The organism is Kitasatospora sp. NPDC059747, from assembly GCF_042732955.1.
Taxonomy (GTDB): Bacteria; Actinomycetota; Actinomycetes; order Streptomycetales; family Streptomycetaceae; genus Kitasatospora.
In genome coordinates, this window is sequence record NZ_JBHWGV010000115.1 from 1 (window position 1) to 21,726 (window position 21,726).

At 72.8% G+C, this 21,726-nt stretch carries 18 protein-coding genes; 7 read left to right on the plus strand and 11 right to left on the minus strand.

Annotation, left to right across the window (positions count from 1 at the left end):
- Positions 1-41 precede the first annotated feature (41 nt).
- From ACFV4G_RS34920 to ACFV4G_RS34955, 8 genes are read right to left on the minus strand one after another with little or no spacing between them, the layout of a single operon-like run.
- Positions 42-353: an L-rhamnose mutarotase gene (locus ACFV4G_RS34920; RefSeq protein ID WP_380446208.1), complete on the minus strand. Its 312-nt coding sequence runs from the start codon at positions 351-353 to the stop codon at positions 42-44.
- Positions 350-1,030, minus strand: coding sequence for a lactate utilization protein C (locus ACFV4G_RS34925; protein WP_380446209.1), 681 nt, complete (start codon positions 1,028-1,030; stop codon positions 350-352). The genes ACFV4G_RS34920 and ACFV4G_RS34925 overlap by 4 nt, the downstream gene beginning before the upstream one ends.
- On the minus strand, positions 1,027-2,511 hold the full coding sequence (locus ACFV4G_RS34930) for a LutB/LldF family L-lactate oxidation iron-sulfur protein (protein ID WP_380446210.1): 1,485 nt from the start codon (positions 2,509-2,511) through the stop codon (positions 1,027-1,029). Before ACFV4G_RS34930 ends, ACFV4G_RS34925 begins: the two co-directional genes overlap by 4 nt.
- Positions 2,508-3,248: a (Fe-S)-binding protein gene (locus tag ACFV4G_RS34935; RefSeq protein WP_380446211.1), complete on the minus strand. Its 741-nt coding sequence runs from the start codon at positions 3,246-3,248 to the stop codon at positions 2,508-2,510. The genes ACFV4G_RS34930 and ACFV4G_RS34935 overlap by 4 nt, the downstream gene beginning before the upstream one ends.
- Positions 3,248-4,246, minus strand: a complete 999-nt coding sequence (locus ACFV4G_RS34940; RefSeq protein ID WP_380446212.1) for an aldo/keto reductase — start codon at positions 4,244-4,246, stop codon at positions 3,248-3,250. Before ACFV4G_RS34940 ends, ACFV4G_RS34935 begins: the two co-directional genes overlap by 1 nt.
- Positions 4,243-5,007, minus strand: coding sequence for an SDR family NAD(P)-dependent oxidoreductase (locus ACFV4G_RS34945; protein WP_380446213.1), 765 nt, complete (start codon positions 5,005-5,007; stop codon positions 4,243-4,245). The genes ACFV4G_RS34940 and ACFV4G_RS34945 overlap by 4 nt, the downstream gene beginning before the upstream one ends.
- Positions 5,004-6,341: an L-fuconate dehydratase gene (locus ACFV4G_RS34950; protein ID WP_380446214.1), complete on the minus strand. Its 1,338-nt coding sequence runs from the start codon at positions 6,339-6,341 to the stop codon at positions 5,004-5,006. The genes ACFV4G_RS34945 and ACFV4G_RS34950 overlap by 4 nt, the downstream gene beginning before the upstream one ends.
- A gap of 11 nt (positions 6,342-6,352) precedes the next feature.
- Complete coding sequence (locus tag ACFV4G_RS34955; protein ID WP_380446215.1) at positions 6,353-7,204, minus strand: fumarylacetoacetate hydrolase family protein; 852 nt, start codon at positions 7,202-7,204, stop codon at positions 6,353-6,355.
- A gap of 346 nt (positions 7,205-7,550) precedes the next feature.
- Here ACFV4G_RS34955 and ACFV4G_RS34960 point away from each other — a divergent pair, with 346 nt between their 5' ends.
- From ACFV4G_RS34960 to ACFV4G_RS34970, 3 genes are all read left to right on the plus strand, one after another.
- Positions 7,551-8,603: a sugar ABC transporter substrate-binding protein gene (locus tag ACFV4G_RS34960; protein WP_380446216.1), complete on the plus strand. Its 1,053-nt coding sequence runs from the start codon at positions 7,551-7,553 to the stop codon at positions 8,601-8,603.
- 83 nt (positions 8,604-8,686) lie between these two features.
- On the plus strand, positions 8,687-10,246 hold the full coding sequence (locus ACFV4G_RS34965) for a sugar ABC transporter ATP-binding protein (protein WP_380446217.1): 1,560 nt from the start codon (positions 8,687-8,689) through the stop codon (positions 10,244-10,246).
- Entirely contained in the window at positions 10,230-11,261 is a 1,032-nt protein-coding gene (locus ACFV4G_RS34970) for an ABC transporter permease (RefSeq protein WP_380446218.1), read from the plus strand. The genes ACFV4G_RS34965 and ACFV4G_RS34970 overlap by 17 nt, the downstream gene beginning before the upstream one ends.
- Positions 11,262-11,336: 75 nt before the next feature.
- Here ACFV4G_RS34970 and ACFV4G_RS34975 read toward each other — a convergent pair whose 3' ends face one another.
- From ACFV4G_RS34975 to ACFV4G_RS34985, 3 genes are all read right to left on the minus strand, one after another.
- Complete coding sequence (locus tag ACFV4G_RS34975; RefSeq protein ID WP_380446219.1) at positions 11,337-13,784, minus strand: SpoIIE family protein phosphatase; 2,448 nt, start codon at positions 13,782-13,784, stop codon at positions 11,337-11,339.
- Between the two features lie 112 nt (positions 13,785-13,896).
- Entirely contained in the window at positions 13,897-14,817 is a 921-nt protein-coding gene (locus ACFV4G_RS34980) for an NADP-dependent oxidoreductase (RefSeq protein ID WP_380446220.1), read from the minus strand.
- A gap of 246 nt (positions 14,818-15,063) precedes the next feature.
- Positions 15,064-16,134: a LacI family DNA-binding transcriptional regulator gene (locus tag ACFV4G_RS34985; RefSeq protein WP_380446221.1), complete on the minus strand. Its 1,071-nt coding sequence runs from the start codon at positions 16,132-16,134 to the stop codon at positions 15,064-15,066.
- A gap of 193 nt (positions 16,135-16,327) precedes the next feature.
- Between ACFV4G_RS34985 and ACFV4G_RS34990 the strand changes: the two genes are divergently transcribed.
- Genes ACFV4G_RS34990 through ACFV4G_RS35005 form a run of 4 tightly spaced genes read left to right on the plus strand, consistent with a single transcriptional unit; the run spans position 16,328 to position 21,709 of the window.
- On the plus strand, positions 16,328-17,620 hold the full coding sequence (locus ACFV4G_RS34990; RefSeq protein ID WP_380446222.1) for an ABC transporter substrate-binding protein: 1,293 nt from the start codon (positions 16,328-16,330) through the stop codon (positions 17,618-17,620).
- Positions 17,617-18,513, plus strand: a complete 897-nt coding sequence (locus ACFV4G_RS34995; RefSeq protein WP_380446223.1) for a carbohydrate ABC transporter permease — start codon at positions 17,617-17,619, stop codon at positions 18,511-18,513. The genes ACFV4G_RS34990 and ACFV4G_RS34995 overlap by 4 nt, the downstream gene beginning before the upstream one ends.
- The gene (locus tag ACFV4G_RS35000) at positions 18,513-19,331 is read left to right on the plus strand and encodes a carbohydrate ABC transporter permease (RefSeq protein ID WP_380446224.1); all 819 of its coding nucleotides are present in this window, start codon (positions 18,513-18,515) and stop codon (positions 19,329-19,331) included. The genes ACFV4G_RS34995 and ACFV4G_RS35000 overlap by 1 nt, the downstream gene beginning before the upstream one ends.
- Positions 19,328-21,709: a beta-glucosidase gene (locus ACFV4G_RS35005; RefSeq protein WP_380446225.1), complete on the plus strand. Its 2,382-nt coding sequence runs from the start codon at positions 19,328-19,330 to the stop codon at positions 21,707-21,709. The genes ACFV4G_RS35000 and ACFV4G_RS35005 overlap by 4 nt, the downstream gene beginning before the upstream one ends.
- Positions 21,710-21,726 lie beyond the last annotated feature (17 nt).

Consider the following 21,726-nt stretch of genomic DNA (forward strand, 5'->3'; position numbering starts at 1 on the left):
GCCGCGGTGCCCGGAAGCACCGCGGCCGCCCCGGACGGTCGTCACAGCTCCCACACGACGGGGAGCCCGGCCGCGCCGCCCGCCTCGGAGTAGTCGTGGACGACGTCGAGGAGCTCGGCCATCCGCGCCTGCCAGGCGATGTTGACCGGGAGGTGCTCCAGCTCGGCGAGCAGCCGGGCGTAGTCCTCGCACTCCAGCAGGTGGAACAGCTCGGACCCGCTGCGCCAGATGGTCCAGGAGGTCACGCCGGCGGCCCTGATGGCGTCGGTGAGTTCGGCTGGTACCTCGCGGTGCGCGGCCTCGTACTCCTCGATCCGGTCCTCGCGGACGCGGGTGTGCAGGGCGATCCTCATGACTGCTCCGGGTGTTCGGGGTGGGGCGGGCCGGTGGTGCCGGCGGGCTCGACGATGATCACGTCCAGGGTCCGGGGCCCGTGCACGCCCTCGACCCGGGTGAGTTCGATGTCGCTGGTCGCGGAGGGGCCGGAGACGAAGGTCAACGGCAGGCGCGGGTCCAGGCGCGCCAGCGCCGCGGGGACGTCGTCGACGATCTGCTCGGCGCGGACGACGCACAGGTGGTAGTCGGGGACGAGGGTGAGCGCGCGCCTGCCCTGGCCCGGCCCGGTGTCCAGGACGATGGTGCCGGTGACGGCGATCCCGACGGCCGCGAGGGTGACGGCGCCGTCCAGGGCGTCCAGGGCGGGGACGTCGAGGGGCTCCCGGTGCCATTCCCGGTTCCCGGGCGGCAGGAGCTCGTCGGGGAAGCCGTCGGGCACCGCCAGGCGCGTCGCTCCGCGTGCGGTGAGGGCGGCGGCGATGGCCCCCGGCAGGCCGGCCGGGTCGGTCCGGGTGACGGTGGCCCGGTAGTCGGCGACCCGCTCGGCGAACAGCGCCGTGAGGTCCTCGCCGGGGGCGGTGTGGCCGTGCCGGTAGTCACGGGGGACGGGGACGTCGTCCGGGCCTTCGTCGGCGGGGACGTCCGCGAGGGCGGCGCGGATCCGGGCGAGGACGGCCTCGCGGGTGCTCGTCACTTTCCCTCCCGGTTCTTGCGCCACCAGGCGCGGAACGACTCCGCGGGCGGCGCCGGGGTGTCCCGGTCGGCGGACCAGGCGCCCAGGGGGCCGGGGCCGGGCAGCCGGCCGATCCGTCCGTTCCGGGCGAGGGCCCGGCCGCCGAGCGAGGCCGCCTTCTGGGCGGCGGTCAGCAGCGCGGGGGAGTCGAGGACGGTGGCGGCCGCCTTCATCGCGAGTGCCTCCGCGCCGGGCAGGCGCCCGTTGCTCCGCTTGGCCCGGACCGCCGAGGCCCGCAGGTGGACCAGGAGCTTCGGAATGTCGATCTTCACCGGGCAGGCGTCGTAGCACGCCCCGCACAGGGTGGAGGCGAACGGCAGGCTGGCAGCGCTGCTTTGAGTGTCACTGCCGACGCCGACCAGCTGCGGGGTGAGGACGGCGCCGATCGGCCCCGGGTAGACCGAGCCGTAGGCGTGTCCGCCGGTGCGCTCGAAGACCGGGCAGACGTTGAGGCAGGCCGAGCAGCGGATGCAGGCCAGGGCCTGGCGGCCGACGGTGTCGGCGAGGGTGTCGGTGCGGCCGTTGTCGAGCAGCACGAGGTGGAACGCCGACGGGCCGTCGGACTCCGTCGTGCCGGTCCAGGTGGAGGTGTACGGGTTCATCCGCTCGCCGGTGGAGGAGCGGGGCAGCAGCTGGAGGAACACCTCCAGGTCGGTCCAGGTGGGCACGACCTTCTCGATGCCCATGACGGTGATCAGGGTCTCGGGCAGGGTCAGGCACATCCGGCCGTTGCCCTCGGACTCGACCACGACGACGGTGCCGGTGTCGGCGACGGCGAAGTTGGCGCCGGAGACGGCGACCTTCGCACGGAGGAACTTCTCCCGCAGGTGCCGGCGGGCGGCCTCGGCGAGCTCGGCGGGCTCGTCGGTGAGCCCCTCGGGGGCCGGTTGCCCCCACTCGCCCATCCGCTCGGTGAACAGGTCGCGGACCTCGGTGCGGTTGCGGTGGATCGCCGGGACCAGGATGTGGGAGGGGCGGTCGTCGCCGAGCTGGACGATCAGTTCGGCGAGGTCCGTCTCGTAGGCGGTGATGCCGGCCTCGGCGAGCGCCTCGTTGAGCCCGATCTCCTGGGTGGCCATCGACTTGACCTTCACGACCTCGCGCTCGCCGGTGGCGCGCACCAGCTCGGTGACGATGCGGTTGGCGTCGGCGGCGTCGGCGGCCCAGTGCACCGTCCCGCCCGCCGCGGTGACCGACTCCTCCAGCCGGACGAGGTGGTGGTCGAGGTGGCGCAGGGTCCGCGTCTTGACGGCGTCGGCGGCGTCGCGCAGCGCCTCCCAGTCGTCCAGCTCCGAGGCGACGGCGAGCCGCTTGTCGCGGATGACGGTCGTCGCCCGCTTCAGGTTGGCCCGCAGCCGAGTGTCGCCGAGGGCCTCGCGGGCGGCGTCGGGGAAGGACGGCGAGCCCAGCCAGACCACTCCGCGGTCGCCGGGGGCGGTCACGTTCTCACTCCTTCGGTGGCGGCGAGGATCTCGGCCAGGTGCATGGTCCGCACCGCCGCGCCCTGCCGGGACAGGCCGCCGCCGATGTGCATCAGACAGGAGTTGTCGGCCGTGCACAGGACTTCGGCGCCCGTCCCGAGGACGTCCTCGACCTTGTCGGCGAGCATCGCGGCGGAGGTCGCGGAGTTCTTGACGGCGAAGGTGCCGCCGAAGCCGCAGCACGATTCGGCGGTCGGGAGCTCGACCAGGTCGAGGTCCTCGACCGCCCGAAGCAGCCGCTGCGGGCGGTCGCCGAGGCGCAGTCCGCGCAGCGAGTGGCAGGTGGGGTGGTAGGTGACGCGGTGCGGGAAGCGGGCGCCGACGTCGGTGACGCCGAGGACGTCGGTCAGGAACTCGGTGAACTCGTGCACCCGGGGCGCCAGTTCGGCGACCTGCCGGCGCAGCCCCGGGGTTCCGTACTCCTCGGCGAGGACGGGGTGGTGGTCCCGGACCAGGCCGGCGCAGGAGGCGGACGGGGTGACGACGGCGTCGTACGCGCCGAAGGTGCGCGCGAACCGGGTCACCAGCGGCGCGGCCTCCGCCGGGTAGCCGGTGTTGACGTGCATCTGCCCGCAGCAGGTCTGTTCCATGGGGAACTCGACGGTGTGGCCGAGCCGTTCGAGGACGCTCACGACGGCCCGGCCGGTGCCGGGGAACATCGTGTCGTTGAAACACGTGATGAAGAGCGCGACGCGCATCAGCCGGTGCCCTCCGGGGTCGGTACGTCCGCGGGAAGCAGCCCGCGGTCCTTGAGTTCGGTCCAGAGCGCGGCGGGCACCGGGTGGCGCAGCATCGCGGCGGAGTCCCGGACTTCGGCAGCGCTGCGGGTGCCGACCAGGACGCTCGCCACGGCGGGGTGTCCGAACGGGAAGCGCAGTGCCGCTGCGCGCAGCGGCACGCCGTGCCGCTCGCAGACGGCCTTGAGGTCGAGCGCCCGGGTGAGGAGTTCCTCGGGCGCGGCGGCGTAGTCGAAGGTGGCGCCGGGGCGCGGGTCGGCGAGCAGGCCGGAGTTGAAGACGCCGCCGATGACGACGCCGACGCCGCGTTCGGCGGCGAGCGGCAGCAACTCGGTGAGCCCGCGCTGGTCGAGGAGGCTGTAGCGGCCGGCCAGGAGGACGGCGTCGAGGTCGGTCTCGCGGATGAAGCGGGCGAGGAGCTCGGCCTGGTTCATCCCGACCCCGATGGCGCCGACCATGCCCTCGTCGCGCAGCCGGGCCAGTTCGGGGTAGGCCTCGCCGAGCGCCTGCTCCGCGTGGTCGTCCGGGTCGTGGAGGTAGACGACGTCGATCCGGTCCAGGCCGAGCCGCTCCAGGCTGTCCTCGATCGACCGGCGGACGCCCACGGCGCTGAAGTCCCAGATCCGGCGGTGGGTGGCGGGGACGGCGAAGCCGTTGGCGAGGTCGTCGCCGGCCGGCGCCGGGGCCGGCCGCAGCAGGCGGCCGACCTTGGTGGACAGCGTGTACTCGTGCCGGGGGAACCCGGCCAGGGCCCGACCGAGCCGACGCTCGGACAGGCCCAGGCCGTAGTGCGGGGCGGTGTCGAAGTAGCGGACACCGGACTCCCAGGCGGCGGCGACGGCCGCTTCGGCGTCGGCGTCGGACACCGGTGTGAACAGGTTGCCGATGCCCGCGGCGCCGAAGGCGAGTTCGCCCACCTCCACGGCGCTGCGGCCCAGCGGCCGGGTGCGCGGGGTCACGGCCGCGGCTCCGGCCGCAGGCGCAGGCCCGCCATGCCGCCGTCGACCTGCAGGGCCGTGCCGGTGACGCTGCCGGCGGCCGGGGAGGCAAGGTAGGCGACGGCGGCGGCGACCTCCTCGGCGGTGACCAGGCGGCCGTGCGGCTGGCGGCGGTCGAGTGCCGCGCGCTCGGCGGCCGGGTCGTCCGCGGAGTCCAGCAGCCGTCCGACCCACGGGGTGTCCACGGTGCCGGGGTTGACGCAGTTGACCCGGATGCCCTCGCGGACGTGGTCGGCGGCCATGGCCAGGGTGAGCGAGAGCACGGCGCCCTTGCTGGCCGAGTAGAGCGCGCGCTGGGGCAGGCCGGCGGTGGCGGCGATGGAGCAGGTGTTCACCACCGCGGCCCGGGTCGAGCGGCGCAGGTGCGGAAGGGCGGCCCGGGTGGTGCGCACGACGCCGAGCAGGTTGACGTCGAGGACGCGGTGCCACTGCTCGTCGAGGTTGTCCTCCACGGTTCCGATCGCGCCGATGCCCGCGTTGTTGATCAGGATGTCGATCCCGCCGAGGGCCTCGGCCGCCGCCCGGACGCCGTCGCGCACGGAGGCGTCGTCGCTGACGTCGGCGGTGAAGCCCAGCAGCGGCTCCTTCACCCCCGACGGGTCGAGGTCGAGGACGGCCACGCGGGCGCCGCGCTCCGCGAGCAGGGACGCGGTGGCGAGGCCGATCCCGGAGGCGCCGCCGGTGACGAGCGCCGTCAGTCCGTCGAGTTCTGCGGTCGTCATGCGCTCGCCCCCTCCGTCTGCGTCAGTTCGGCGGCCCAGAACGTACCGCGCGGGTAGTGGTAGGTGTCCAGTGCGGACTGGTGCATGGCGGCGGAGAACCCGGGCGCGGTGGGCGCGCGGTAGTGGCCGTCGGTGATCACCACGGGGTCGAGGAAGTGCTCGTGGAGGTGGTCGACGAACTCGATGACGCGGTCCTCGGTGGTGCCGGTGAGTGCCACGTAGTCGAACATGGACAGGTGCTGGACGAGCTCGCACAGGCCCACGCCGCCGGCGTGCGGGCACACCGGGACGCCGAACTTCGCGGCCAGCAGGAGGATCGCGAGGTTCTCGTTGACGCCGCCGACCCGCGCGGAGTCCAGCTGGAGGACGTCGATCGCGTCGGCCTGGAGCAGCTGCTTGAACACGATGCGGTTCTGCACGTGCTCGCCGGTGGCGACCTTGACCGGGTGGACGCCGCGGCGGACGCTGGCGTGGCCGAGGACGTCGTCGGGGCTGGTGGGCTCCTCGATCCAGTACGGGTCGAACTCGGCGAGGGCGTTGGTCCACTCGATGGCCTCGCCGACGTTCCAGCGCTGGTTGGCGTCGATGGCCATCCGGATGTCGGGTCCGACGGCGGCGCGGGCGGCGCGGCAGCGGCGGATGTCGTCGGCGAGGTCGGCGCCGACCTTGAGCTTGATCTGGGTGAAGCCGTCGGCGATGGCCGCCTTGGCGAGGCGGGTGAGCTTCTCGTCGGAGTAGCCGAGCCAGCCGGGGGAGGTGGTGTAGGCGGGGTAGCCGCGCTCGAGGAGCCGGGCGGCGCGTTCGGCGGCGCCCTCCTTGCCCTTGGTCAGCAGCTCCAGGGCCTCGTCGGGGGTGATGGCGTCGGCGATGTAGCGGAAGTCGACCTGGGAGACGAGCCAGGCGGGGTCGGCGTCGGCGAGCAGCTGCCACAGCGGCTTGCCCTCCGCCTTGGCGGCGAGGTCCCAGACGGCGTTGACGACGGCGCCGATGGCCATGTGCATCACGCCCTTCTCGGGGCCGAGCCAGCGCAGCTGGCTGTCGCCGATCAGGTCGTGGTAGAGCGAGCCGGGGTCGGCGCAGAGCTCGGCGACCGGGCGCCCGAGGACGTGCGGGCGGAGCGCGTCGATGGCGGCCACCTGGACGTCGTTGCCGCGTCCGATGGTGAAGGTGAAGCCGTGGCCCTCGGGGCCGCCGTCGGAGGTCCGCAGGACGACGTAGGCGGCGGAGTAGTCGGGGTCGGGGTTCATCGCGTCGGACCCGTCCAGCTCCCGCGAGGTGGGGAAGCGGATGTCGTAGGTGTCGACGGCGGTGATCCGCGCAGTGGTTGCGGACAAGGGGTTGCCTTTCACGCGTTGATGAACGTCTGGCGCTGGGTGCCGAGGCCGTCGATGGACAGCTCGACGGTGTCGCCCGCGCGCAGGTAGGGGGTGCCGGGCAGGCCGAGGGCCACGCCGGCGGGGGTGCCGGTGTTGATGACGTCGCCGGGGTTGAGCACCATGTACTGGCTGAGGTACCAGACCAGGTAGGCGACGTCGAAGATCATGTTCTTGGTGCTGCCGTCCTGGCGCTGCTCGCCGTTGACGCTCAGCCGCAGCGCGAGGTCCTGCGGGTCGCCGGCCTCGTCCGGGGTGACCAGCCAGGGGCCGAGCGGGTTGAAGGTCTCGCAGGACTTGCCGATGTCCCACTGGGCGGAGAACTCCAGCTGGAACTCCCGCTCGGAGACGTCGTTGCTGGTCGCGTAGCCCGCGATGCACTGCGCCGCCTCGCCCGGGTCGGCGAGGTAGCGGGCCCGGCGGCCGATGACGACGGCGAGCTCGACCTCCCAGTCGGTCTTCAGCGAGCCGCGCGGGATCAGGACCTCGTCGAAGGGTCCGACGACCGTGGACGGGTCCTTCATGAAGACCACCGGCCGCTCGGGGACGGCGGCGCCGGTCTCCTCGGCGTGGTCGCGGTAGTTGAGGCCGATGCAGACCACCTTGCCGGGGCGGGCGACGGGGGCCGCGATCCGCAGGTCGGACGCGTCCACGACGGGCAGCGAACCCTCGGCCAGTGCGGCGCGGACCCGGCCGATCCCGCCCGAGGCGAGGAAGGCCCCGTCGATGTCCCCGGTCAGGCCCGCGAGGGCGTAGACCGTTCCGTCCTCGTCGCGGACGGCCGGCGTCTCCGCTCCCGGCTCGCCGACTCGCAGCAGCTTCATGGTGGCTCCCATCAACACATCGGATGTATCCGTGGTGTCACGACCATACGAGGCTGCCTCGGGCATCGCAAGGATTCCTCCGATGTTTGCTCGCGGGCTGCCCGGACTCGCCCTCAACTGTGCAGGTGAAACCGCGTAATTGGGCCCTGGTTGAGGTGCGGGAGGGGGTGCGGATCACGGTTGGGAATCATCCGAGGTTTCCTCTTGTCAGTCGGATTTCCGGCTCGTAAAGTCCTCGTCACCAGCAGCCATCCGATGACTGCCGCCGGATGCCCGGACGCCTCGCGATCCGCCCCCACCCGCGCCGCGGCGGCGCCGGCCTTCCCAGCCAAGGAGACCCAGCACCATGAAGCCTCGCTCCTCCAGAATCGCGGCTACGGCCGCCGCCGTGGCCCTCCTGGCGGGGTTCGCCACGGCCTGCAACCGCGGCAGCGACTCGACCTCCTCCGCCTCCGGCGGCGGCAAGCCCGCGATCGGCATCGACCTGCCCCGCGCGGACTCCGACTTCTGGAACTCCTACGCGCAGTACATCAAGCAGGGCGCCTCCTCCCAGGGCCTGAACACCCTGCCGGTGAGCAACTCGCAGAACGACGTGACCAAGCTGGTCGCCAACGTCCAGGTCTTCCAGAACACCGGGGCCAAGGCCGTCGTCATGGCCCCGCAGGACACCGGGGCGATCGCCTCCACCCTGGACCAGCTCTCCGCCAAGAAGATCCCGGTCGTCAGCATCGACACCCGGCCCGACAAGGGCAACGTCTACATGGTCGTGCGCGCCGACAACAAGGCCTACGGCACCAAGGCCTGTGAATTCCTCGGCAAGCAGCTCGGCGGCAAGGGCAAGGTCGCCGAACTCCAGGGCGCGCTCAGCTCCATCAACGGCCGCGACCGCTCCGAGGCCTTCGCCGCCTGCATGAAGGAGAAGTTCCCCGACATCCAGGTGATCGAGCTCGCCACCGACTGGAAGGGCGACGTCGCCTCCGCGAAGCTCCAGTCCACGCTTGCCGCCAACGCCGACCTCGGCGGGATCTACATGCAGGCCGGCGGCGTCTTCCTGCAGCCGACCCTCGCCCTGCTCCAGCAGAAGGACCTGCTCAAGCCGGCGGGCCGGCCGGGCCACATCGCCATCGTCTCCAACGACGGCATCCCGCAGGAGTTCGACGCCATCCGCAAGGGCGACATCGACGCCACCGTCTCCCAGCCCGCCGACCTGTACGCCAAGTACGCGCTCTTCTACGCGCAGGCGGGCGCCGAGGGCAAGACCTTCCAGCCCGGCGCGACCGACCACGACTCCACCATCATCCAGCTGCCCAACGGCCTGGAGGACCAGCTCCCCGCGCCCCTGGTCACCAAGGACAACGTCGACGACAAGGCCCTGTGGGGCAACAACGTCAGCAAGTGACCAAGCCCCCGCGGGCAGGCGGAGCACGGCACCCGGGCCGATGGCCCGCCCGCCCGCGGGACCCACGGAGAGGACACCCCGCCATGGCGGATCCCAGCCCCGTCCGGGGCCCCGTCGTCGAGGCCGACGGGATCAGCAAGCGCTTCGGCGCCACCGTCGCCCTCAGCGACGCCCGCATCTCGGTCGCCCCCGGTGAATCGCACGCCCTGGTCGGGCGCAACGGCGCGGGCAAATCCACCCTCGTCTCGATCCTCACCGGGCTGCAGAACCCCGACACCGGCACCCTGCGGTACAACGGCGAACCCGCCCCCGCCCCGGGCGACACCGACGCCTGGCGCTCGCGCGTCGCCTGCGTCTACCAGCGCTCCACGATCATCCCCGCGCTGACCGTCGCGGAGAACCTCTTCTTGGACCGGCAGAGCACCGGCGCGCTGCGCCCGATCAGCTGGAAGCGACTGCGGCACCGGGCGAGCGAGTTGCTCGCCGAGTACGGCGTGGACGTCGACCCGACGGCCCGCGCCGAGGACCTCACCGTCGAGCAGCGCCAGTTCGTCGAGATCGCCCGCGCACTGTCCTTCGGCGCCCGGTTCATCATCCTGGACGAGCCCACCGCCAAGCTCGACGCCCGCGGCATCGAGAAGCTCTTCGCCAAACTGCGCGGACTCCAGGAGCAGGGCGTCGCGTTCCTGTTCATCTCGCACCACCTGCAAGAGGTCTACGAGCTCTGCAGCACCGTCACGGTCTACCGCGACGCCCGGCACATCGTCACCGCCCCGGTCGCCGGCCTCGACCAGCACGCCCTGGTGGAAGCGATGACCGGCGAGTCCTCCCGCGGCGTGGAGCCCAGCTGGTCGGTGACCGGCCGAGCGCTCCCGGACGACGCGCCGCCGCTGCTCGGCGTCACGGGCCTGAGCCTGGCCGGCCACTACGGGGACGTCGACCTGACCGCCCGGCCCGGCGAGGTGGTCGGCCTGGCCGGCGCCGCCGCCAGCGGCAACGTCCAGCTCGGCGAGACCCTCGCGGGACTGCACCGGCCGGTCGCCGGGACCGTCACCGTCGCCGGACGACCGGTGCGCACCGGAAAGGTCCCCGCCGCGCTCGCCGCCGGCATCGGGTTCGTCCCCGAGGACCGGCACATCCAGGGACTGATCCCGCAGCGCAGCGTCGCCGAGAACGCGACCCTCACCGTCACCGACCAGCTCGGCCCGTACGGCACCGTCCTGCCCTCGCGCACGCGCGGCTTCGCCCAGCGCATGATCGGCGACCTCGACATCAAGACCCCCGGCCCCGGCACCCCGGTGTCCGCGCTGTCCGGAGGCAACCAGCAGAAGGTCGTCATCGCCCGCGCGCTGGCCACCGAGCCGCACGTCCTGGTCGCCATCCGCCCGACCAACGGCGTCGACATCAAGTCCAAGGAATCCCTGCTCGGCACCATCCGCCAGGTCGCCGACGACGGGAGGACCGCCCTGATCGTCTCCGACGAACTCGACGACCTGCGCGTCTGCGACCGCGTCCTGGCCATGTTCCAGGGGCGCGTGGTCGCCGAGTTCGAATCCGGCTGGAGCGACGAAGAACTGGTCGCGGCCATGGAGGGCATGTCCGGCCCGACCGACACGAAGGAAAGCAATGTCTCCCACCACTGAGCTCCCCGAGCTCCCCGGCGCGGCGGCCGACGCCCCCGCGGGCCGCCGCCTCGACCTCGCCCGCTACCGCGATCTGTCGCTCGTCCCGGTCCTGTTCGTGCTGGGCGTCATCGGCTTCATCGTGTCGCCGGCGTTCCTCACCTCCGACAACCTCCTGGGCGTCGGCCAGCAGGCCACCGAACTGAGCCTGCTGGTCCTCGCCGAGGCGCTCATCCTGATCGCCGGGCGGATGGACCTCTCCCTGGAATCCACCATCGGCGTCGCCCCGGTGATCGCCGTCTGGCTCGTCCTGCCCGACCACGGCGCCCGCTTCAACGGCCTCGGGCTCTTCCCCACCTGGACCGCCATCCCCCTGTGCCTGCTGGTCGGCGCCCTCATCGGCGCGATCAACGGCTTCCTCATCCTCAAGCTGCGCCTCAACGGCTTCATCGTCACCCTCGGCGCGCTCACGCTGCTCCGCGGCCTCCAAGTCGCCATCTCCCAGGGCCAGTCCATCGTCAACGTGCCGGACTCCTTCCGCTACCTCGGCAGCGCGAGCTGGCTCGGCGTCCCGGCCGCGATCTGGATCTGCGCCCTGCTCTTCCTGATCGGCGGCAGCGCCCTCGCCTGGCTGCGGCACGGCCGTGCGCTGTACGCGATCGGCGGAAACGCCGAGGCCGCCCGGGCCGCGGGCATCCGCGTCGACCGGATCACCTGGGCCGTGCTGATCCTCGGCGGCCTGCTCGCCGCCTTCGCCGGCGTCCTCTACACCGGCCACTACGGCTCGATCTCCGCCGATCAGGGCAACGGCTGGATCTTCCAGGTCTTCGCCGCCACCGTCATCGGGGGCGTCAGCCTCAACGGCGGCCGCGGCACGCTCTTCGGCGCCCTCACCGGTGTCCTGACGCTCCAGCTCGTGGTCAACGTCATGACCCTGGCCGGTGTCCCGCCCCTGTGGAACCAGTTCCTCAACGGCGCGATCATCATCATCGCGCTGATCATCTCCCGCTACGCCTCCGGCGAGAAGCAGGAGTAGTCCGAGGGCCGTCGCCCGACCGTGCCGGACCGTCCCGTCCGGCACGGCCGCGTCGTGGGCCGGCGGCGTCCGGGATCACGTCGGGCCGAGGCTCTGGGCGCACCAGATGGTCTTGCCGCTGGTGCTGTGCCGGGTGCCCCAGCCCTGGGTGAGCTGGGCGACGAGCATCAGGCCCCGGCCGCCCTCGTCGAAGGTGCGCGCCCGGCGCAGGTGCGGGGAGGTGTCACTGCCGTCGGAGACCTCGCAGATCAGCGAGGTGTTCCGGATCAGCCGCAGCCTGATGGGCGGTTGGCCGTACTTGATCGCGTTGGTGACGAGCTCGCTGACGACCAGTTCGGTGACGAACGCCGTCTCCTCCAGGCCCCAGACGGCCAGTTGGTCGGCGGCCAGCCGCCTGGCGTGCGCCACCTGCGCGAAGTCGGACTCGATGTCCCAGTCGGCGACGTGGTCGGGGTCCAGCGCGCGGGTGCGGGCGAGCAGCAGGGCCGCGTCGTCGGTGCGGTGCTCCGCCAGCATGGCCTTCATCGCCGTGTCGCAGAGCGCCTCCAGCGACGCGGCCGGCTCGCTGAGGACCCGGAGCAGATCGGCGGTCCCCTGCTCGGCGCCGCGCTCGCGGCTCTCCACCAGGCCGTCGGTGTAGAGGGCGAGCAGACTGCCTTCGGGCAGCTCGATCTCGATCGCCTCGAACGGCAGCCCACCGACGCCGAGCGGGGGCCCCGGCTGCGCTTCGACGGCGGTGCCGGTGCCGTCCGGCGAGACGACCAGGGGCAGCGGATGGCCCGCGCTCGCCATGGCGCAGCGGCGGGAGACCGGGTCGTACACGGCGTACAGGCAGGTGGCGCCGGTCTCGCCGGTCGGCTCGTAGCCGCCGTCGGGCCGGGGGTCGTCGGGGAGGTGGAGGACCAGGTCGTCCAGGTGGGTGAGCAACTCGTCGGGCGGCAGGTCCACGTCGGCCAGGGTGCGGACCGCCGTGCGCAGCCTTCCCATGCTGGCCGAGGCGTGCACGCCGTGGCCGACGACGTCGCCGACGACCAGGGCGACCCGGGCGCCGGACAGCGCGATGACGTCGAACCAGTCACCGCCCACGCCGGCGCCGGCTCCCGCGGGCAGGTAGCCGGAGGCCACGTCGATCGCTCCGTGGTACGGCAGCCGCTGGGGCAGCAGGCTGCGTTGCAGGGTCAGCGCGAGGGCGTGCTCGCGCGTGTACCGGCGGGCGTTGTCGATGGCGACGGCGGCCTTGGCGGCCAGTTCCTCGGCCAGGATCAGGTCGTCGGCGGTGAAGGCCTCGGGCCGGTCGCGGCGGGCGAAGGCGACGACGCCGAGCACGGCGCCGCGTGCCAGCAGCGGCACGGTGATCTTGCCGGTCAGCCCCTTCGCGGCGATGGACCGGTCGATCAGCGGGGTGCCCGGCGGCCAGTGGGCGGGATCGGCGGCGAGACCGGGGCCGAAGGCCCATTCGCCGCCCTGGTTGGGTTCGGCGGCGAGCTGCACCACGGACCTGCCGGCGGACATGCAGCGGGCGGCGACGGAACCGGGGGCGTAGCTGACCCGCGCGGACGGTCCGGGCGGCAGGTCGGGGTCCTCCTTCGCGCTGTGCCGGGCGGCGCGGCCGAGCGTGATGGTGCCGCCGGCGGCGACCGCGGCGGAGGCGGGCGGTTCCTCCCCGCGCAGCACCTCGTCGAAGAGGTCGACGGTGACGAGGTCGGCGAAGCCCGGCACCGGGGTCTCGGCCAGTTCCCGGGCGGTGCTGGTCACGTCCAGGGTCCGGCCGATGCCCCGGGTGGCCTCGTTGAGGATGAGCAGGCGCTGGCGGGCCCAGTACTCGGCGCTCATGTCGAAGCCCCAGTTGGCGACCGCGCGCACCGTGCCCCCGGCGTCCCGGACGGGCCAGATGCTGGTGGCCCAGGCGTTCGCGTAGGCGCTGCCCAGCGGTTTGAAGATCGTGATGAGCCGCGCGGGCACGCCCGTCCTGGCCACCTCGGAGAGCTTGTCGGTGTACGGGACGCCCTGCAGCTCGGGGAACAGCTCGCGGTACTTCTCACCGCGGATCTGCTCCTCCGTGTGCGCGATCACCCGGCACGCGGCGGCGTTCACCCACAGGAACCGCAGGTCGGGGTCGTAGACGCCGAGGGCGAAGGGGCACTGCTCGAAGGCCCGGTCGGCGATCACGGGGCGGCGCGCCCAGCGCTGCACGGTGACCACGCGGCCCACCGCCAGGCCGTCGGCGCCGCGCAGGGGGTGGGCCGTCACCACGGCGTCCACCGTGGAGCCGTCCCGGTGGCGTACGGCCATCAATCCCGTCGGGTCCGGGCCGTCACTCCCGGGGCTGTCATTCCCGGTGCTGCCATTCCCAGGGAAGCCCGGCGGGGGATCGACCAGGAAGTCCGCCACCGGGCGGCCGACGGTCTCCTCGGCCGTCCAGCCGAGTAGCAGGAGTGCGCCCTCGCTCCAGCCGCTCACCACGCCGTCCGGGTCGACCACGACAACGGCGGTGGGTGCGTCCTTCTCGCCAGTCGTCTCCACGCGCGCCTCCGTCCGGGCAGCCGTGCACGCCGGAGGGGGAATTCCGGCGCCACGCTCCAGCCTAGGTCCGGCCCCCGCCACGCGCTCTCCCACCGGCAGGGACGGGGAGCGGTCACGGCACGACGACCAGCTTCCCGCGGGTGCGGCCGGTGCGGCTGGCGTCGAAGGCCTCACCCGTCCGGTCCAACGGGAAGGTCCGGGCGACCTCCACCGTCAGGGCGCCGCGGTCGACGGCCGCGGCCAGTTCGGCGAGCTTCGCGCCGTCCGGGCGGACCCAGATCCAGTGGCCGCCGTGCTGCGACACCCCCGGGTCGGCGATGGAGACGTGCCGCCCGCCGTCGGCGAGCACGGCGAGGGTCGTCTCCAGCTGGCCGCCGACGAAGTCCGCGACGGCCGAGACACCGTCGGGCGCCAGCGCGCGCACCCGGTCGGTCAGGCCGTCCCCGTACGTCACCGGTTCGGCGCCGAGCCCGCGGAGATACGCGTGGTTGCGCTCCGAGGCGGTGCCGATCACCCGGGCCCCGCGGTCGCGGCCGAGCTGCACCGCGAGGCTGCCCACGCCGCCGGCCGCGCCGTGCACCAGGAGCACGTCCCCGGGCCCGACCGCGAGCCCTTCCAGGCAGCGCAGCGCGGTGAGTCCGGCCAACGGGAGCCCGGCCGCCTGCGCCCAGTCGAGCCCGGCCGGCTTGCGCGCCACCGCGGGCGCGGCGACCGCGACGTACTCCGCGAAGGTGCCGGCCTGGACCACGTCCTTGCGGGCGTAGGCCATCACCTCGTCCCCGGGCGCGAACTCGGGTGTGTCGGGGCCGGTCCGGGTGACCACGCCGGCCACGTCCCAGCCGGGGACGACGGGGAAGACGGTGTCCATCATGCCGTCCAGGCCGCCCGCCATGACCTTCCAGTCGACCGGGTTGACGGAGGCCGCCCGGACCTCGATCAGGACCTGGCCGGGACCGACCTTGGGGTCGGGCACCTCGCCGTACCGCAGCCGCGAGTTGTCCGGGGCGTACGAGTCGTAGGTCACCGCGCGCATGAACGGACCTCCAGGGAACCGGTGTTGCAGCCGGATGGGCAGGGCGCTGTGGGCCACGCTATGCCGGGGGCGGGCGGTCGGCATCCGGGGCGGGTGCCGAGCGCCGCCGAGGCCGACACGGGTGGCGTGCCGCTGCCGACTGCGGCCCGCCGTGGTTGCCGCCCCCCTGGGTGTGGTCGCCCGGACCGGAAAGGTTGCCGTCGTGGTCGATATCCTTTCGGAGGAGGTCGCCGTCGAAACTTTCCGTCAGCCCTCCGATCCTCGGCGTGGTCCGTCGGACCCGTCCGACGGACCGTCAACCGTTCGCGGCGGGGCGGTGCTGCTGCGCTCGACCAGGCTGGTGGCGAGGTCCACCCGCAGCGTGCCGGGCTGTACCCCGCGGGCCAGGTCGATCACCAGGCGCGTCGCCACCTCGGCCATCTCGGTCAGCGGCTGGCGCACGGTGGTCAGTGGCGGGCCGACCCAGCGGGCCAGCGGCAGGTCGTCGAAGCCGACCACGCTGAGGTCCTCCGGGATGCGCAGTCCCAGCTCGCGGGCGGCCTCGTACAGGCCGAGCGCCTGCAGGTCGTTGCCGGCGAACACGGCGGTCGGCCGGTCCGGCAGGCCGAGCAGCTCCAGGCCGAGCCGGCGGCCGGACTCGTGGTGGAAGTCGCCCTCGCGGACGAGCTGCGCGTCGTACGGGATGCCCGCCATGTCGAGCGCCGCCCGGTAGCCGTCGGCCCGGGCCCGGCTGCACATCATCCGGGCGGGGCCGCCGATCAGCCCGATCCGGCGGTGGCCGAGGTCGACCAGGTGGCGGGTGGCGGCCAGGCCGCCGTCCCAGTTGGTGGTGCCGACGGCGGGCACCTGCTGGCCCGGGTCGCCGGCCGGGTCCATGACCACGAACGGGATGTCCCGGCGGGCCAGTTGCTCCCGCAGGGAGCGGTCCAGGTCGGACAGCACCAGCACCACGCCGGTCGGGCGGCGGGCGAGCACCGCGTCCACCCACGACTGGCCGGGGCCGTGCCGCTCGGCGGCCTCGGAGAGCACGATGCTCAGGCCCTCCTCGCGCACCGCGTTCTCGACGCCGCGGATCACCTCCACCGCCCAGGCGCTCTCCAACTCGTGGAAGACCAGCTCCAGCAGCGGGGCCGCCTGGCGGTTGCCGCGTCGCCGCCGGTAGCCGTGCCGCTGCAGCAGCTCCTCCACCCGCTCCCGGGTGGCCGGGGCGACATCGGCGCGCCCGTTCAGGACTTTCGAAACTGTCGGCGCGGAGACCCCGGCCTCCTGCGCGATCTCGGCGAGCGTGGCCGCTCTGGTCACGAGTTCCTCCTGCACTGCCCCTGCCGGGCGAACTCCGTTGTCGGTGGCGGTACGGCCCGGCCGTGGCCGTGTCGTACCGCACGGATGCTAGCCCGCCGACCGGCCGATGCCGATCCCGTCGGCGCTCTTGACTGTCGGTCAGGTCGGTCCTAGGTTTCCCACAGCATTTCGGCAACTCACTCGAAACATTCGAACCAGAGGGCAGGATATGCGATCGAGAATCGCCGCGATCACCGCGGCCACCGCACTCGTGCTGGGCACGTCCGCCGCCTGCGGTTCGGGCGACACCTCCTCGGACGCCGGCGCCGGGACGATCCACGTGCTGGTCTACGGCGACGCCGCCAACAAGGTCGAGAAGCAGATCGTCGACACGTTCAACAAGACCTCCGGGGTCAAGGCGGTGCTCGACACCGTCCCCGGCGCGGACTACCAGCAGAAGCTCCAGACCGTCATCACCACGCCGCGGGCCCCGGACGTCTTCTTCAACTGGGGCGGCGGTTCCATCCAGCCGTTCGTCAAGGCCGGCCTGCTGCTCCCGCTGGACGACTTCATCGCCAAGGACCCGGGCCTGAAGGACAACTTCCTGTCCTCGGTGTTCAACTCGGCGGTGGTGGAGGGCAAACCGTACGGCGTGCCGATGCGCGGCACCCAGCCGGTGCTGCTGTTCCACAACAAGAAGGTGCTCGCGGACGCCGGGCTCACGCCGCCGAAGACGTGGGACGACCTGGTCGCCGCCGCCAGGACCTTGAAGGCCAGGGGCATCACCCCGATCGCGCTCGGCGGCGGCGACCAGTGGCCCACCCTGATGTGGTTCGAGTACCTCTACGACCGGATCGCCGGCCCCGGCCTGTTCCAGCGGGCGCTGGGCGGCGACCGGGAGGCCTGGGCGAGCGAGGACAGCCGCAAGGCGCTGGCCACCCTCAAGCAGTTGGTCGACGTGGGAGCGTTCGGGAGCAACTCCGACTCCGTGAAGTTCACCGACGGCGGCTCCCCGGCCCTGGTCGCCAAGGGCAAGGCCGCCTTCGAGCTGATGGGCTCCTGGTACTACTCCACGCAGCAGGACGCCAACCCGGACTTCGCGAAGTCCGGCCTCGGCTACACCGGCTTCCCGGCCGTGAGCGGCGGCAAGGGCGACCCGGCCGACGTCGTCGGCAACACCAACAACTTCTACTCCGTGCTGAAGAAGACCAAGCACCCGGAGGCCGCCGCGGCCTTCCTCAAGCTCATGTACTCCGACGAGTTCGTGAAGGCGCAACTGGCCATCGGCAACCTGCCGACCACCACCGGCACCGCCGGCTTCCTCGACCTCTCGGCCAGCCCCGCCTACTCCAAGGACCAGTACGAGCTGGTCAAGGCCGCCCCCTCGTTCCAGCTCTCTTGGGACCAGGCCTACCCGCCGAGCGCCATGACCCCGATGCACACCGCCGTGCAGCAGTTCTTCGACGGCAGGACCGACGCCGACGGCTTCATCAAGGCCATGCAGGCCTTGCCGGCCTCATGACGCGCGGTGCCGGCGCCGGCCCGGGGACGACCCGCCCGGGTGTCGTCTGGGCGGTGCCCGCGGCGGTGTTCTTCCTGTTGTTCGCGTTCACACCGATGGTGCTCGTCGCCGTGCTCTCCTTCACCAGCTGGGACGGCATCGGCGAGCCGCACTTCAACGGCCTGGACAACTGGCGCACCCTGCTCCACGACCCCGTGATGCTCCAGTCCGTCTGGACCACCCTGCTGCTCACCGCCCTCGGCGTGGTCACCCAGACGCCGGTCAGCCTCCTTCTCGGCGTCTGGGCCGCCGGGCACCAGCGCAACCGGGCCGTGCTCTCCGCGGTCTACTTCGTGCCGCTGCTGCTCTCGGCGACCGCCGTCTCGGTGGTGTGGCGGGCCGTCCTCGACCCCAACTTCGGCGTGCCCGCCCAGCTCACGTGGCTGTTCGGCGACGGCAACCTGCTCGGCAGCAGGAGCGGCGCGATCGGGGTGCTGACCTTCGTCGGCGTGTGGCAGTTCACCCCGCTGCACGCGCTGATCTACCAGGGCGGCGCCCGGGCCGTCCCGCAGGTGCTCTACCAGGCCGCGGCCGTCGACGGGGCCGGCACCGTACGGCAGTTCTTCCACATCACCCTGCCGCAGCTGCGCAACACCGTCATCACCTCGGTGATCCTGATGGTGGTCGGCGGCCTGACCACCTTCGACACGGTACTGATCCTCACCCAGGGCGGTCCGGGCACGGACACCACCGTCACCGCCTACTACATGTACCAGAAGGCGTTCAAGGGCTTCGACTTCGGCACGGGGTCGGCCATCGCGCTGGTCCTCGTGGTGGTCGCCACCCTGATCTCGCTCGCGGTGGTCAGGATCTCCGGCTACGACCGGATGCGCGGCACGACGGAGGGCCTGTGATGCGCCGACGCCCCAACCTCCTGGCCGGGTTCGGCTCCCTGGTGTGGCTGGTGCTGGTCGGCCTGCCGCTGTACGTACTGCTGATCGCCACCTTCCGCACCCGCTCCGACTACTCCACCGAGGGCCCGCTGAGCCCGCCCGCGCAGTGGACGCTGCAGAACTACCTGGCCGACCTCTCGGGCGGCTTCGGCAAGGACCTCCTCAACACCCTGACCGTCACCGCGGGCGTGGTCGCCATCGTGCTGCTGGTCGTCCCGCCCCTGGCCTACGCCATCGTGCGCGCCCGCGGCCGGGCCACCGGCTGGGTGTTCCGGATGTTCCTGCTGGGCCTGGCGATCCCCGCCCAGGCGGTGATCGTGCCGATGTTCTACGTGATCGGCAAGACCGGCCTGTACGACCACCTGATCGGAGTCGTCCTCCCGACGGCCGCCTTCTGCCTGCCCGTCTGCACCCTGGTGCTGACCGGCGCCATGCGCGACATCGGCCCCGAGCTGTACGAGGCGATGGCGATGGACGGCGCGTCCCCGGCGCGGGTGTTCCGGCAGCTGGTGCTCCCGCTGTCCAAGGGTGGGCTGGCCTCGGTCGTGGTCTTCGCCGCCCTCCAGGCCTGGAACGGCTTCCTCTTCCCGCTGATCCTCACCCAGTCCGACTCCACCAAGGTCATCACCCTCGGCCTCTACGAGTTCCAGACCGAACACGGCGTGGACGTGCCCGGACTGCTGAGCGCCGTGGTGCTGTCCATGCTCCCCGTCTTCATCGTCTACCTGTTCGCCCGGCGCGCCCTGGTCCAGGGCCTCACGGGCTTGGGAGGAAAATGAACGGCCTCGGCAACTCCCCGAGCACGGCTCCCTGGCAGGACCCCGCACGGACGCCGGAGGCCAGGGCGGACGCCCTGATCGCGGTGATGACCCTGCGGGAGAAGACCGCCCAACTGGTCGGCGTCTGGGTGGGCGCCGACAGCGAGGGCGGAGAAGTCGCCCCGCACCAGCACGAGATGGAGCAGCCGCCCGACCTCGACGCCCTCCTGCCGCACGGGCTCGGCCAGTTGACCCGCCCGTTCGGCACCGCCCCGGTCGACCCGGCGCTCGGCGCGCTCTCGCTGCTGCGCACTCAGCAGCGGATCGCCGCCGCCAACCGCTTCGGCATCCCGGCGCTGGCCCACGAGGAGTGCCTGGCCGGCTTCGCCGCCTGGGGCGCCACCGCCTACCCCGTCCCCCTGTCCTGGGGCGCTACCTTCAACCCGGAGCTCGTCAAGGCGATGGCCGCGGCCATCGGGCGCGACCTGCGGGCCGTCGGCGTGCACCAGGGCCTCGCCCCGGTGCTCGACGTCGTCCGCGACGCCCGGTGGGGGCGGGTCGAGGAGACGATCGGCGAGGACCCGTACCTGGTCGCCACCGTCGCCACCGCCTACGTCCAGGGCCTGGAGTCGGCCGGCGTCGTCGCCACCCTCAAGCACTTCGCCGGGTACTCGGCCTCCCGCGCCGGACGCAACCTCGCCCCCGTCTCGATGGGCCCGCGCGAGCGCGCCGACGTCATCCTGCCGCCCTTCGAGATGGCCGTCCGGGAAGGCCGTCCGCGCTCGGTCATGCACGCCTACACCGACACCGATGGCGTCCCCTCCGCCGCCGACGAAGCCCTGCTCACCGGACTGCTCCGGCACACCTGGGGATTCACCGGCACGGTCGTCGCCGACTACTTCGGCATCGCCTTCCTCAAGACGCTGCACGGCGTCGCCGAGGACTGGTCCGACGCCGCCGCCCTGGCCCTGGCCGGCGGGGTCGACGTCGAGCTGCCGACCGTGAAGACCTTCGGGCAGCCGCTGCTCGACGCGGTCGCGGCGGGCAGCGTCCCGGAGGACGTGATCGACCGGGCACTGCGCCGCGTCCTCGCCCAGAAGGCCGAACTGGGCCTGCTGGACGCGGACTGGAGCCCCGTGCCCGCCGCCCTCGCCGACGCGGACCCGAGCGAGCCGGAGGCGCTGCGCGGCACGGTGGACCTGGACCCGCCTGCCAACCGCGCGCTCGCCGCCGAAGTCGCCGAGCAGGCCGTGGTGCTGCTGCGCAACGACGGCCTGCTGCCGCTGCGCGGCCCCGCCCGGATCGCGCTGATCGGCCCCAACGCCGACGAACCCACCGCGGTGCTCGGCTGCTATTCCTTCCCCGTGCACGTCGGCGGACAGCACCCGAAGACCCCGCTTGGCATCGAACTCCCCACCTTGCGAGCGTCGTTGACGGAGGAGTTCGCTGACAGCGAGGTGCGGACGGTGCGCGGCGTGACGGTCGACGGCGAGGACACCGCCGGCATCGCCGAGGCCGTACGGGCCGCCCGGTGGGCCGACGTGGTGGTGCTCGCCCTCGGCGACCGGGCCGGGCTGTTCGGGCGCGGCACCAGCGGCGAGGGATGCGACGCCGCCTCGCTCGAACTGCCGGGCAGGCAAAGGGACCTGCTGGAGGCGGTGCTGGACTCCGGGACGCCCGTGGTGGTCACCCTGCTGGCCGGGCGGCCGTACGCGCTGGGCCGCGCGGTCACCGGAGCGGCAGGCATCGTCCAGTGCTTCTTCCCCGGCGAGGCCGGGACCCGGGCGCTCGCCGGCGTGCTCAGCGGGCGGGTCAACCCGTCCGGGCGCCTGCCCGTCTCCGTCCCCGCTCACCCCGCCGTCCAGCCCGCCACCTACCTGGCCGCCCGGCTGGCCCAGGCCGACGACGTCTCCAGCATCGATCCGACCCCCGCCTACGGCTTCGGACACGGGCTCGGCTACAGCGAGTTCGCGTGGTCCGGCCTGGACGTGCAGGTGGCGGAGACCGGCACCGACGGCGAATTCCGGCTCGGCTTCGAGCTCCGCAACACCGGCGCGCGGGCGGGTGCGGAGGTGGTGCAGCTCTATCTCCACGACCCGGTGGCAAGCGTGGTGCAGCCCGTGCAGCGGCTGGTCGGCTACCGGAGGATCCGGCTCGAAGCCGGAGCCGGCTGCCGGGTGGAGCTGACCCTGCCCGCCGACCTGGCGTCCTTCACCGGCCGCGACGGCACGCGGATCGTCGAACCCGGCGCGCTGGAACTGCGGATCTCCGCCTCCAGCACCGACCACCGCCTGACCGTCCCGCTGCGCCTCACCGGCCCGCCGCGCCCGCTCGACCACACCCGCCGACTGCACCCGACCGTCGCCGTCCACGACCTCCCACAAGCCGCCACCCCGTAACGGAGGAGGCCCCTCGA

Excerpts from the sequence above, each read along its gene's own strand:
- ACFV4G_RS34920 (WP_380446208.1), bottom strand. The coding sequence starts at position 353 with ATGAGGATCGCCCTGCACACCCGCGTCCGCGAGGACCGGATCGAGGAG.
- ACFV4G_RS34935 (WP_380446211.1), bottom strand. The coding sequence starts at position 3,248 with ATGCGCGTCGCGCTCTTCATCACGTGTTTCAACGACACGATGTTCCCC.
- ACFV4G_RS34945 (WP_380446213.1), bottom strand. The coding sequence starts at position 5,007 with ATGACGACCGCAGAACTCGACGGACTGACGGCGCTCGTCACCGGCGGC.
- ACFV4G_RS34955 (WP_380446215.1), bottom strand. The coding sequence starts at position 7,204 with ATGAAGCTGCTGCGAGTCGGCGAGCCGGGAGCGGAGACGCCGGCCGTC.
- ACFV4G_RS34960 (WP_380446216.1), top strand. The coding sequence starts at position 7,551 with ATGAAGCCTCGCTCCTCCAGAATCGCGGCTACGGCCGCCGCCGTGGCC.
- ACFV4G_RS34965 (WP_380446217.1), top strand. The coding sequence starts at position 8,687 with ATGGCGGATCCCAGCCCCGTCCGGGGCCCCGTCGTCGAGGCCGACGGG.
- ACFV4G_RS34970 (WP_380446218.1), top strand. The coding sequence starts at position 10,230 with ATGTCTCCCACCACTGAGCTCCCCGAGCTCCCCGGCGCGGCGGCCGAC.
- ACFV4G_RS34980 (WP_380446220.1), bottom strand. The coding sequence starts at position 14,817 with ATGCGCGCGGTGACCTACGACTCGTACGCCCCGGACAACTCGCGGCTG.
- ACFV4G_RS34990 (WP_380446222.1), top strand. The coding sequence starts at position 16,328 with ATGCGATCGAGAATCGCCGCGATCACCGCGGCCACCGCACTCGTGCTG.
- ACFV4G_RS34995 (WP_380446223.1), top strand. The coding sequence starts at position 17,617 with ATGACGCGCGGTGCCGGCGCCGGCCCGGGGACGACCCGCCCGGGTGTC.
- ACFV4G_RS35000 (WP_380446224.1), top strand. The coding sequence starts at position 18,513 with ATGCGCCGACGCCCCAACCTCCTGGCCGGGTTCGGCTCCCTGGTGTGG.
- ACFV4G_RS35005 (WP_380446225.1), top strand. The coding sequence starts at position 19,328 with ATGAACGGCCTCGGCAACTCCCCGAGCACGGCTCCCTGGCAGGACCCC.